The 11,808-nt window shown below is 70.9% G+C and carries 10 protein-coding genes and 1 pseudogene; 7 read left to right on the forward strand and 4 right to left on the reverse strand.

All coding sequences use genetic code 11. The annotated features are described in order from the left end of the window. The 3 genes from C1J01_RS40015 to C1J01_RS40025 form a co-directional block, all read right to left on the reverse strand. The coding region (locus tag C1J01_RS40015) for a site-specific integrase (RefSeq protein ID WP_111184276.1) at positions 1 to 761 on the reverse strand (761 nt) is incomplete at its 3' end. A gap of 197 nt (positions 762 to 958) precedes the next feature. After that, positions 959 to 2,614 (reverse strand): acetolactate synthase large subunit, encoded by a 1,656-nt coding sequence (locus C1J01_RS40020; RefSeq protein WP_111184269.1) that lies wholly within the window; start codon positions 2,612 to 2,614, stop codon positions 959 to 961. Between the two features lie 57 nt (positions 2,615 to 2,671). Further along, complete coding sequence (locus C1J01_RS40025; protein ID WP_111184270.1) at positions 2,672 to 3,859, reverse strand: cysteine desulfurase-like protein; 1,188 nt, start codon at positions 3,857 to 3,859, stop codon at positions 2,672 to 2,674. 128 nt (positions 3,860 to 3,987) lie between these two features. On the opposite strand from C1J01_RS40025, the gene C1J01_RS40030 reads away from it, so the two are divergent. The 6 genes and pseudogenes from C1J01_RS40030 to add all read left to right on the forward strand — a co-directional run bounded on the left by C1J01_RS40030 (position 3,988) and on the right by add (position 9,423). Beyond that, positions 3,988 to 5,418 (forward strand): WS/DGAT/MGAT family O-acyltransferase, encoded by a 1,431-nt coding sequence (locus tag C1J01_RS40030; RefSeq protein WP_111184271.1) that lies wholly within the window; start codon positions 3,988 to 3,990, stop codon positions 5,416 to 5,418. 128 nt (positions 5,419 to 5,546) lie between these two features. After that, positions 5,547 to 6,575 (forward strand): annotated as a pseudogene (locus C1J01_RS40035) (RNA polymerase sigma factor); the annotation flags it as partial. A 182-nt stretch (positions 6,576 to 6,757) separates the two neighbouring features. Next, positions 6,758 to 7,057 (forward strand): sensor histidine kinase, encoded by a 300-nt coding sequence (locus C1J01_RS40040; RefSeq protein ID WP_220040347.1) that lies wholly within the window; start codon positions 6,758 to 6,760, stop codon positions 7,055 to 7,057. A gap of 103 nt (positions 7,058 to 7,160) precedes the next feature. Then, positions 7,161 to 7,424, forward strand: coding sequence for a helix-turn-helix domain-containing protein (locus C1J01_RS51605; protein WP_220040348.1), 264 nt, complete (start codon positions 7,161 to 7,163; stop codon positions 7,422 to 7,424). A 183-nt stretch (positions 7,425 to 7,607) separates the two neighbouring features. After that, complete coding sequence (locus C1J01_RS40050) at positions 7,608 to 8,363, forward strand: class I SAM-dependent DNA methyltransferase (protein WP_111184273.1); 756 nt, start codon at positions 7,608 to 7,610, stop codon at positions 8,361 to 8,363. Positions 8,364 to 8,430: 67 nt separating this feature from the next. Next, positions 8,431 to 9,423: an adenosine deaminase gene (gene add, locus C1J01_RS40055; protein WP_111184274.1), complete on the forward strand. Its 993-nt coding sequence runs from the start codon at positions 8,431 to 8,433 to the stop codon at positions 9,421 to 9,423. Here the strand turns inward: add and C1J01_RS40060 are convergent. Further along, the gene (locus C1J01_RS40060) at positions 9,364 to 11,382 is read right to left on the reverse strand and encodes a beta-galactosidase (protein ID WP_235854977.1); all 2,019 of its coding nucleotides are present in this window, start codon (positions 11,380 to 11,382) and stop codon (positions 9,364 to 9,366) included. The genes add and C1J01_RS40060 overlap by 60 nt on opposite strands. 262 nt (positions 11,383 to 11,644) lie before the next feature. Between C1J01_RS40060 and C1J01_RS40065 the strand changes: the two genes are divergently transcribed. Then, the coding region (locus C1J01_RS40065) for a LacI family DNA-binding transcriptional regulator (RefSeq protein ID WP_268958788.1) at positions 11,645 to 11,808 on the forward strand (164 nt) is incomplete at its 3' end.

Here is an 11,808-nt window from a genome sequence, read left to right on the forward strand (position 1 = left end):
CCCTCGGCGGCGGCCACCGAATAGACGCTCTGGTCCGGCACGACGGGGCGGCGCACGTCCAGCTCGCCGGTGCGCGGGTCGTAGAGCGACAGGGCGCCGTTCTCCTGGCCGGGCTCCGGCTGGGTGCTGATCGCGTCGGTGGTCAGGTAGACGAGGCGTTCCTTGTCGCGCTTGCCGCGCACCCGCAGAGAGCGCGCCCCCGGGTCGTAGTCGGCCAGCTGCAGCCCGCCCAGCTCGGCGCGGCGGCAGCCGGTGGAGTACAGCACCGCGATCAGGGCCGCGTCGCGCACCCCGGCCGGCGAGTCGTCGCACGCCGCCAGCGCCGCCCCCACCACCTCGGGCGGCACGTGGTGCCCGGTCGGCAGGCGGCTCTGGCGTACGGGGGCCAGGTCCGCGGCGCGGGCGAAGTCCTCCGCGCTGGTCTGCCCGAGCCGCCACGCCTCCTTCAGCACCCGGCGCAGCGCGACCAGGTGCTTGTTGACGTACGCCGCCGACCACCCCTGGTCGGTGAGCATCGTGCGGATGCGCACGGTGTGCTCGTACCGCAGCAGGTGCCACGGCTGTCCCGCACCGGTGGCGTTCTCGTCGCCGGTCAGCAGCCTGGCCAGCCGGTCGAGGCAGCCGCGCATCGTCCGGCGTGACTCGGGGCTGGTCAGCGAGTCGAGGTAGACGTGGTACGGGTCGCGCGCCGGCTCGACCGGCAGCATCCCGGCGGCGGCTCCGGTGGGGGACTCGGTGGCGGGCAGGGCTGGCAGGCTCACCCGGCCGATCTTAGAACGGCCGGGCGGCCCCGCCCCAGGTGTGCCCGGTCGCGACGGCCCGATGTGCCTGGTCAGAACGGCCTGGTGCGCGCGTCAAAACGGCCCGTGTGCCCGGTCGGGACGGTCCGGTGTGCCGCCCGGTCAGAGCGGCCCGGTGTGCCCGGTCAGGGCGGCCCCGTGTGCCCGCCCCCAGGCGTTCAGAACGGGCCGGTGAGTTCGCCGAGTTTGTTGGTCAGGTCGAGGTTGTGGGAGTAGTCGACGGGGACGGCGATCACCGACACCGCGTCGTCCGACAGCGCCTTGCGCAGGGTCGGCAGGAGGTCGTCGGCCGCGGTGATCTGATAGCCGCGGGCACCGAAGCTCTCCGCCAGCTTGACGAAGTCGGGGTTGCCGAAGGCCACGTGGGAGTCGCGGCCCAGCTCCAGGTTCATCTTCCACTCGATCAGCCCGTACGCCCCGTCGACCCACACCAGCACCACGAACGGCACCTTCTCGCGTACGGCGGTCTCGAGCTCCTGCGCGTTCATCAGGAAGGCCCCGTCGCCCGTCGCCGCGAGCACCCGCCGCCGCGGGAACGCCAGCTTGGCCGCCAGTGCGCCCGGCACCGCGAACCCCATCGACGACAGCCCGTTGGAGACCAGCATCGTGTTCGGCTCGTACGTCGGGTACATCCGGGCCATCCACATCTTCACCGCGCCCGTGTCGGCCAGCACGATGTCCTCGCGCCCCATGGCCTGGCGGATGTCGGCCACCACCCGGCGCGGCGACAGCGGGAAGCCGTTCTCCGAACGCCCCTGCTCCAGCTCCTCGCTGAGCATGCGGCGGATCCGCTCGCCGGTGCCGTTCAGCGAGAAACGGCGGTGCACGGCGTCGCCGAGCGCGTGCAGCGACCGCGAGATGTCCCCCTGCACGCCGACGGCCACGGGATAGTGGTCGTCCACCTCGGCGGGGAACCGGTGAATGTGGATGATCTTCTTGTCACGCAGCGGATTGATCTTGACGGGGTCGAACTCCTGCAGCTCGTATCCGACCGTGATGAGCACGTCGGCCTCGTCGAAGCCGAAGTTGACGTAGTCGTGCCGCATGAACCCCACCGCGCCGAGGGCGTGCCGGTGGTCGTCGGGGAAGACGCCCTTGCCGTTGAACGTGGTGGCCACCGGCAGGCCGAGCCGATCGGAGAAGCGGACGAGCGCGCCCGAGGCCCCGGCGCGGGTGGCGCCGTGACCGGCCAGCACGATCGGCCGGCGGGCGGTGGCCAGCACGTCGGCCGCACGGGCGATCTGGGCGGAGGACGGGTCCTGGGGGCGGACGACGTTGACCGGGAGCGGGCGCAGATCGGCGGGGAGCGGCGCCGACTCGACGTCCTCGGGGATGGCCAGGTAGACGGCGCCGGGCCGCTCGGTCTGCGCGGTCTTGAACGCCTTGCGGATCAGTTCGGGCAGCGCCTGCGCCGAGGGCGCCAGCTCCGACCACTTGGTGATCGGCCTGAACAGCGACACCAGGTCGACCACCTGGTGCGACTCCTTGTAGATGCGGTCGAGCCCGACCTGCGCCGTGATCGCCACCACCGGGGTGCTGTTGGTGGTGGCGTCGGCCACGCCGAGCTGCAGGTTGATGGCGCCGGGTCCGAGCGTGGCCGAGGCCACGCCCGCCTTGCCGGTGAGCCGGCCGTAGATCTCCGCCATGAACGCCGCGCCCTGCTCGTGGCGCACCAGGATGTAGCGGATGGGGGAGTCTCTGAGAGCGTCGACGAAGTGGATGTTCTCCTCACCCGGGATGCCGAAGACGTACTCGACGCCTTCGGCCTCCAGGGCCTGCACGATGAGCCGGGCCGCGACGGCCTGCGCTGACATGCGAAACGCCTTCTTCCATGAACGACTTCGTCCCGGTCAGCAACCGGGAGCGGCGGTTCATTCCAGGCGCGCCACTCCTTCCAGCAACCGGTCGACGTCGGAGCGGTCGTTGTAGTGGACCAGGCCCGCGCGCACCGCGCCGCCGCTGTCGCGGATGCCCATCGCGCCAGTCAGCTCCCAGGCGTAGTTGTGGCCGTGCCAGACGTTGACGCCCAGCTTGGCCAGGTGCTCGGCGACCTGGCGCGGCGTGTGCCCGGCCACGGTGAAGTAGACGGTGGCGGTGCGCCGGGCGGGCTTGCCGTACATCGTGACGTGCGGCATCGTCTCCAGCCCCTCGACGAGCACCGCGAACAGCGCCTGCTCGTACGCCTCCGCCGCGGCCATCGAGGTCAGCAGGCGTTCGCGGCGGTTGCCGGTGCCCGGCACCATCGCGGCCAGGTGGTCGACGGCGGCGGTGACGCCGTCGAGGTCGGCGAAGGGCGAGGTGCCCGTCTCGAACCGCTCCGGCACCGTGTCGGGCGAGGGGGCCAGCTTGTCGGGACGCAGCGTCTCCAGCAGCGCCGGGTCGGCTACCACCGCGCCGATGTGCGGGCCCGACCACTTGTAGGCGCTGGTGGCGTAGAAGTCGGCGCCGAGCGCGCGCATGTCGACCGGGCCGTGCGGGGTGGCGTGCACGCCGTCCACGTAGACGAGCGCGCCGGCGGCGTGGGCGATCTCGGCGATGGCGGGCACGTCGGGGCGGGTGCCGATGATGTTGCTGGCCGCCGTCACCGCGACCACCTTGGTGCGCTCGTTGACGAGGTCGGCGTACTGCTCGACCGGCAGCTCCCCGGTGACCGGATCGACCTCGGCCCAGCGCACGGTGGCGCCGGTCTGGGTCCAGGGCCGGACGTTGGCGTCGTGGTCGAGCCGAGAGACCACGACCTCGTCGCCGGGCCCGGCGATGGCCCTGGCCAGGCGGTAGGTGAGCGTGGTCATGTTGGGGCCGAGGATCACGCCGCCGGGCTTGCCGCCGACCAGGTCGGCGACCGCGGCCCGGCAGGCGGCCACGATGGCGTCGGAACGGTGGCTCGCCGGGAAGGCGCCCCCGACGTTGCCGAGGCCGGACCGGTAGGCGGTGGCGATGGCCTCGATCACCGACCGGGGGACCTGGGTGCCGGCGGCGCCGTCGAGGTAGGCGTGACCGTCGGAGAGCGCAGGGTACGTAGCGCGTACCTGCTTGATGGGGTATTCGGAGGGGAGCATGATGTATAGATTCTCCGCCAAGCCCGACCTCAATCGCGCCATTTCTCCTCCTCTGACTCTTTTTCACCGGAAGTCGTTCCTTGCAGTGATGGGCGGAGTCTGATTGGTTCGGTGCGGAGGTGTGACGGATGCCGCAGTTGAGCGCTCTCGACGCGCAGTTCCTCCAGTTCGAGACCGACACGAACATCGCGAACATCGCGGGCCTCGCCATCGTCGACGGCGACATCAACCGCGCGGACCTGCAGGCTCTGCTGGAGCGGCGGCTCGCGTACGTCCCCGCGCTGCGGCGCAGACTCGTCCCGGTGCCGTTCGGGCTGGACCACCCGTACTGGGCGCAGCAGGACGACCTCGACCTCGACTACCACGTACGCGAGATCGGCCTGCCGCCGCCCGGCGACGAGCGGCAGCTGGCCGAGCAGGTGTCGCGGCTGCACGCCCGGCGGCTCGACCGCGGCCGGCCGCTGTGGGAGATCTACCTGATCCACGGCCTGTCCGGCGGCCGCATGGGCCTGTACACGAAGATCCATCACGCCGCCGTGGACGGCGTGGGCGGCGCCGACGTGCTGGCCGCGCTGCTCGACGTCGGTCCCGAGCCGGCGGAGCCGCCGCCGGGTGAGCCGGAGCACGACGAGCCGCCGCCCGGCGCGGCCGGGATGCTGGCGCGCGGGCTGGTGCGGCTGGCCGGCAACCCGGCGCACGCCGTGCGGTTCGCCGCCCAGGCGGTGCCCGTCCTGGACGAGATCCCGCTGCTGTCCCGGCTGCCCGGCGCCGCCGCGGTCTCCGGGCTCGCCCGCCGCCTGGGCGGGCGCGGCCGGGCGCCCGGCCTGCCGACGTTGCCCGCGCCCAGGACGCCGTTCAGCGGGCCGGTGTCGCGGCACCGGCGTTTCGCGTTCGCGTCGCTGCCGCTGGAGGAGATCAAGGAGGTCCGCAAGGCGTTCGGGGTCACCGTCAACGACGTGGTCATGACGGTGTGCGCGGGCGCGCTGCGCGCGTGGCTGGCCGCGCACGGCGGCGTGCCGCGCCGCCCGCTGGTCGCCGGGGTGCCGTTCTCGCTGCGGGACGCCGGTGTCGACGAGCCCGGCAACCAGGTGACGCTCATGACGGCGCCGCTCGCCGTGCACGTCGCCGATCCGGTCGCCCGGCTGCACCACGTGCGGCACGCCATGCACCGGATCAAGGACCGGTTCGCGGTGGCGCCCGCTCGGTGGCTGCGGGAGTTCAGCGAGTCGATGCCGGCCGCGCTCATGGGGCTGGCCTCGCGCTCGGCGTTCGGGCTGATCGGTCAGTCCGCGCCGCCGATCAACGTGATCGTCTCGAACGTGCCCGGCCCGCAGTTCCCCCTGTACGTCTGCGGCGCCCGGTTGCTCAGCCTCTATCCGGTCTCCGTCATCTCCGACGTGAGCGGCGGCGTCAACATCACGGCCTTCTCCTACCACGGCTCGCTCCACGTCGGCGTGCTCACCGACCGTGAGATGGTGCCCGACGCGTGGGAACTGGCCGGATACCTGCACGACTCCCTCTCCGAGCTGCGTGCGGCGCAGGCGTCCCTGCCGCACTAGCCGCTGCCCGCGCGGGCCCATGTTGTCGGATGCGTTGGGTAGCGTGATAAGGAGACGGTCCGTCAGGCGCCCGTCACGTTCGCACGTCCGCACAACTCCAAGGTGCCCGTCGCCGCAGTCTTCCCGGTGCGATTCCGGGCTCCCGCGGACTTCCAGGCCGCCGTCCGTCCAAAGCGAGCGAGGAGAGAGTTTTGTCCCAAGCAGCAGAGGTTCTCGAACTGGACGACAACGTCGCCGACGGCGGCACGGCCGGCGCCGACTCGGTGAAGGCGTACCTGAAGGAGATCGGCCGTGTCCCGCTGCTGACCGCCGAGCAGGAGATCGACCTGGCCAAGCGCATCGAGGCCGGGCTGTTCGCCAGGGAGCGGCTCGACACTGAGCCGGGCCTGCCCGACGACCTGCGCGCCGACCTGGAGTGGATCGCCGTCGACGGCGAGCGGGCCAAGCGCCGCATGCTGGAGGCCAACCTGCGGCTGGTCGTCTCCATCGCCAAGCGCTACACCGGCCGCGGCATGCTCTTCCTCGACCTCATCCAGGAGGGCAACCTCGGCCTGATCCGCACGATCGAGAAGTTCGACTACCGGCTGGGCTACAAGTTCTCCACGTACGCCACGTGGTGGATCAAGCAGGCCATCACCCGCGCGATGGCCGACCAGGCCCGGACGATCCGCATCCCCGTCCACATGGTCGAGCTGATCAACAAGGTGGCGCGGGTGCAGCGCCGCCTGCAGAGCGAGCTCGGCCGCGAGCCCACGCCCGAGGAGATCGCCAAGGAGTGCGAGCTCGAGGTCGACCGCGTCATCGAGGTGCAGGGCTACGGCCGCGAGCCGATCTCCCTGCACACCCCGCTGGGCGACGAGGGCGACAGCGAGTTCGGCGACCTCATCGAGGACACCGAGGCCGTCTCCCCGGCCGACGCCGTCTCCTTCACCCTCCTGCAGCAGCAGTTGCGCGCCCTGCTCGGCCAGCTCTCCGATCGCGAGGCGGGCGTGATCAGCATGCGGTACGGCCTCAAGGACGGCAAGCCGATGACCCTCGACGAGATCGGCCGCGTCTACGGCGTCACGCGCGAGCGCATCCGCCAGATCGAGGCCAAGACGATGTCCAAGCTCCGCCACCCCTCCCGCTCCCTGGCCCTGCGCGACTACCTGGGCTAGCCGCACCGGGGCCGCAGAACCTCACTCGGGCGTGTGCTGCGTCGTCGTTGGGACATGAGCATCACACAACCTTGGCGGGTCCTGGTCCTGGGCGGCGGGTACGCGGGCGTGATGAGCGTCGACCCGGGCCGGCGCCGCCACCGAGCGAGCTCCGCGAACTGGTCAGGGGCATCAACCCGCCGGTGGTGACCGAACGAGGGCTCGTCGACGCCGTCCGCGTCCTCGCCATGGACAGCCCGCTCGAAGCCGCCGTCAGCGCCGGCGTCGTGCCGCGTCTGGACGCGCCGATCGAGTCCGCCGTCCACTTCGGCGTCGCCGAACTGCTCACCAACGCGCTCAAGCACGCCCAGGCCACCAGGGCGCGGATCTCCATCACCCGGACGTCTCCGTCGTCGACGTCCGCATGCCGCCCACTCAGTCGGACGAAGGACTGCGGGCGGTGCCGGCCGCCCGCGGCGAAGTGCCCGGACCGCCGGTCCTGATCCTCTCGCAGCACGTCGAGCAGTTGTACGCCCGTGAGCTGCTGACCGGCGCGGGCGGTATCGGCCATCTCCTCAAGGAGAGCGTGTTCGAAGCCGATCAGTCATGGACGCGCTGGAAGGGGTCGCCCGGGGCGGGACCGCCATGGACCCGGCCGTCATCTCCAAACTGTCCAACGGCTCCTCGACCCGGCGGCACAGCCCTTCCGCCCTCATGGCGGAATGGCTGTCCAACCAGGCCATCGGCCGCCGGCTGTTCCTCAGCGAGAGCGCCATCGGCAAGTACACCACCTCCATGTTCGGCAAACTCGGCATCACCGACGACGACGACAACAACCACCGCGTCCTCGCCTATCTGAACGAGTCCTGACCAAGGGATTCTGATGACCGATTCGGCACCTGGAAGCGGCGATTTAGACTATTGGTGAGCTTGGCTGATAAACGTCCAAATTGTCGGGTTGAATGTGGCGGTGCAGAAAGGCTACGCAAACGGGGGATCAAGAGTGTCGCCTCAGACCTTTGGGGCCGGGTGCGGCTGACTTAGATTCCCCCTGTGAAACGCTCCCGTTCCAGCCTCGTCCACCAAGTGACGTACGCGATCAAGAATCCGCGGAAGATCCTCCCCCACCTGCGGCGGCTGGCCCGCGACACGTGGTTCCGGCTGCGCACGCGCGACCACGTCTCCTACTACCGGGCCGTGATGAGGTCCGACACCGCGCGCGACCCCGAGGGCGCGGTCGGCTCGCACACCCACAAGCGCTGGCTCCAGTTGGGCCGGCTGCAGTTCGACTACCTCGTCGAGCACGGCCTGAAGCCCGAGTGCCGGATGCTGGAGATCGGGTGCGGCAACCTGCGGGCGGGCCACCTGTTCATCGACTACCTGCACACCGGCAACTACTACGGCGTCGACATCTCGCCCGACATCCTCATGGCCGCCCAGGACACGCTCGTCCGGCACGGGCTGGCGGAGAAGCTGCCGTACCTCACGCCGGTGCGCGACATGCGCTTCGCGTTCCTGCCGGACGAGCACTTCGACGTGGTCCACGCGCACAGCGTCTTCTCCCACTCCCCGATCGAGGTGATCGAGGAGTGCTTCGCCCACGTCGGCAGGGTCATGAAGCCCGGCGCCTGGTTCGACTTCACCTTCGACCGCACCGAGGGCAAGGAGCACCAGGTGCTGCGCGAGGACTTCTACTACCGCACCGAGACCCTGATCGCCCTGGCCGCGAAGCACGGCTTCCGCGCCACGTTCATGGACGACTGGGAGCCCCTGCACAAGCAGTCGAAGATCCGCCTCGTGAAGCCCTGACGCGGGCCGGCAAGAGGGCCGATATTCGGTTGCGGGCGTTCCGGAGCGCTCCCTAGGGTGCCGGTACGTGAGAGACGTACGGTCGCTGCCCAAGGCCCACCTGCATGTCCACCTCGAGAGCACCGTACGGCCGGGCACCGTGCGCGACCTGGGCGGGGTCGCCGAGCCCGAAGGGGTGTTCGCGACCTTCAGGGAGTTCGCCGACCAGCGGGCCCGGGTCAGGGAGCTGCTGCGCACGGCCGAGCACTTCCGCCGGATCGCGGTGGAGTTCTGCGAGGACGAGGCCGCCCAGGGCACCCGCTACGCCGAGGTGACGTTCACCGCCGCCTCCCACGGCGAGCGCGTGGGCGAGCCGGAGATGCCGCTGGAGGCGGTGCTCGGCGGGCTGGCCGAGGGCCGGGAGCGTTACGGCGTCGAGTGCCGGGTGCTGCTCGACCACTCCAGGCGGCGGCCGGTGGAGCGGCTGTGGCGCACGTACGAGCTGGCCCGCCGGCACGAGCAGGTGATCGGGATCGGCCTGGCGGGCGACGAGAGCCACCCGCTGGCGCCGTTCGCGCAGGTGTGCGACGCGGCCAGGGACGCCGGGCTCCACCTGGTGCACCACGCGGGCGAGACGGCGGGGCCGGCCAGCGTCCGCGAGGCGCTCGACCTGGGGCACGCCGAGCGTCTCGGCCACGGGATCCGGGTGCTGGACGACCCCGAGCTGGTGGCCGAGGTGGGCGAGCGCGCCGTCCCGCTGGAGGTCTGCCCCACCTCCAACGTCCTGCTCGGCCTCGTGCCTTCGCTGGCCGAGCACCCGCTGCCCCGGCTGCGGGCGGCGGGCCTGACCGTGACGGTCAACACCGACGGCGAGACGGCCCTGGCCGACGAGTACGACCGGCTGCGGCAGGTCCTCGGGTTCGGCGACGCCGACCTGGCCGAGCTGGCCCGCGCCTCGATCGAGGCGTCGTTCGCCCCCGCCGGGCTGAAGGCGGAGCTGCGGGCCGGCGTCGACGCCTGGCTAGGCGCGGGGAGCCTGGACGACCGCCGCGCCGAGCGGACCGAGCACCACCTGTCCTGACACGGGGACGCCGGTGAGCAGATCCGTCCCGCCGTCCAGCGGGACGGACGCGGACTCCCGCGCGCTGTGGTTGAGCAGGAAGACGTACTCGTGCGCGTCGTCCTCGCGCACCGAGCACTCCACGTGCGCCGGCACGCCCTCGAAACGGGAACGCACGCCGGCCCGCGCCACCGCGTCGGCCACCACGGCGTCGAGCGCCTCCTGCTCCAGCAGGGTCGCGACGTAGATCACGCGCCCGGCGCCGTAGTGGTTCTCCACCACCGCGGCGCGCCCGGCCAAAAGCCCGTCGGCGTACGTGGCCAGCGCCTTGCCGGTCTCCAGACGCAGGTCGTCGCGCCACCACGTGGCCGTCGCGCGCCGCCCGTCGGCGAACTCCACGGCGAACACCTCGTCCGGCCTGGCCGGCCAGTACTCGTCGATCTTCGCGCCGATCAGCCGGCGGAACGCCCCCGGGTAGCCGCCGGGCCGCACCCGGTTGCAGTCGTCCACGACGCCGGAGAAGAACGACATGACGACCGTCCCGCCGTCGCGGGCGAACGCCTCGATCCGCGCCACGCCCTCGTCGCCGATCAGGTACGCGTTCGGCACCACCAGCACCTGGTAGCCGTCCAGCGGCGAGGCCGCCGAGACCACGTCCACCGGGAGGTGGCGCTCCCACAGCGGCGTGTAGTGCCGCATGACGGTGTCGGTGTAGCTGAAGTCGTTGCGCGGCAGGCCCGCCACCTCCTCCAGCCCCCACCAGCCGTCCCAGTCGAACAGGATCGCGACCTGCGCGCGCTGGGTCGTGCCGGCCACGGGCGCGAGCAGCCTCAACTCCCGCCCGAGGTCGGCGACCTCCCGGAACGTGCGCGAGTCCGGCCCCGAGTGCGGCAACATCGCCGAGTGGAACCGCTCGTGGCCGCCGCGGCTCGCCCGCCACTGGAAGAACATCACCGAGTCGGCCGCCCGCGAGACCGCCTGCAGCGAGCCGAGCCGCATCCGCCCCGGCTCCTTGACGACGTTGAGCTTCCACTGGCTGACCGCGCTCGCCGCCTGCTCCATGAGCAGCCACGGCCGGCCGCCCTTGAGCGAGCGGAACAGGTCGTAGTTGAACGCGGCTGACACGTGCGAGTCGGGCTCGGCCGGGTTCGGGTAGATGTCGAGCGCGACGGCGTCCTCCTCCGGCGCCCACCTCCAGTAGTCGGCGTTGCGGTAAAAACGCATGAAGTTGGTCATGACCGGGATGTCGTCGCGGAAGGAGCGCACGATGTCGCGCTCGGCGATGAAGCACTCCAGCAGCGCGTCGGAGGTGAAGCGCTTGAAGTCGAGCCGCCTGGCCGGGTTCATCCAGGTGCGCGGGATGTTCGGCACCTCGATCTGCTCCCAGCCGGTGTAGAGCTGGCCCCAGAAGCGGGTGCTCCACGCGTCGTTCAGCGCCTCCAGGGTGCCGTACCTGCGCTGGAGCCAGCGGCGGAAGTTCACCGAGGCGGCCTCGTTGTAGGCCGTCGGGCCGTACTCGTTGCTGATGTGCCACATCGCGAGCGCCGGGTGGAAGGAGTAGCGCTCGGCCAGCTTCGTGGTGATCCTGGCCGCGTATTCCCGGTAGATCGGTGAGGAGGGGTCGTAGTGCAGGCGGTTGCCGAAGCCGAACGGCTGCCCGTCCGCCATGATCGGGAAGACCTCGGGATGCAGGTGGGTGAGCCAGACCGGCGGCGCCGCCGTGGGGGTGGCCAGGTTGACGCCGATGCCGTTGTCGTGGAGGAGGTCCATGATCTCGTCCAGCCAGCCGAACTCGTAACGGCCCGGCTCGGGCTCCAGCGACGCCCACGCGAACACGCCGAGGCTGACCGTGTTGACGCCGGCCTCGCGCATGAGGCGCATGTCCTCCTGCCACACGGAACGGTCCCACTGCTCGGGGTTGTAGTCCCCGCCGAAGGCGAAACCGCCCACACGACGGCGGAATGCGTCCATACGTGTCATGTCGCCTTTTCCTCCGCATAAAGCGATAAACGGCCCGGAGGTTCATCGGAAAGTTTCCGGACAATTTCCTGAAATATTACCGTGACATTGCCGAGCGGTTACGCTAGGCTCCCGCCCGTAGCCCTGTCAACCGTCTGGGACGTGCGGCGATATGTCGCTGGATGTCCCAGGTCAGCGCGTTATCTGTTTCACGTGATTTTCCGAAAGTCATGAGAAGCCGGTGCCACCCGGGACGGCGGCACCGCGGCAAACGGGAGGTCCTGTGGCCCGAGCCACGCTGGCCGACGTCGCGGCGGCCGCCGGAGTGTCCGTGCCGACCGTCTCCAAGGTCCTCAGCGGCAAGAAACACGTGTCCCCCGCGACCCGCGACAAGGTCCTCGAAGCGGTCAGAGCCTCCGGGTACGAAGCCCCCCGCCCGCCCAGCAC

Source organism: Nonomuraea aridisoli (assembly GCF_003236395.1).
GTDB lineage: Bacteria > Actinomycetota > Actinomycetes > Streptosporangiales > Streptosporangiaceae > Nonomuraea > Nonomuraea aridisoli.

Bases quoted from the DNA above. Each gene is read 5' to 3' on its own strand.
- C1J01_RS40020 (WP_111184269.1), bottom strand. From the start codon at position 2,614: ATGTCAGCGCAGGCCGTCGCGGCCCGGCTCATCGTGCAGGCCCTGGAG.
- C1J01_RS51605 (WP_220040348.1), top strand. From the start codon at position 7,161: ATGGACGCGCTGGAAGGGGTCGCCCGGGGCGGGACCGCCATGGACCCG.
- C1J01_RS40060 (WP_235854977.1), bottom strand. From the start codon at position 11,382: ATGACACGTATGGACGCATTCCGCCGTCGTGTGGGCGGTTTCGCCTTC.
- C1J01_RS40030 (WP_111184271.1), top strand. From the start codon at position 3,988: ATGCCGCAGTTGAGCGCTCTCGACGCGCAGTTCCTCCAGTTCGAGACC.
- C1J01_RS40025 (WP_111184270.1), bottom strand. From the start codon at position 3,859: ATGCTCCCCTCCGAATACCCCATCAAGCAGGTACGCGCTACGTACCCT.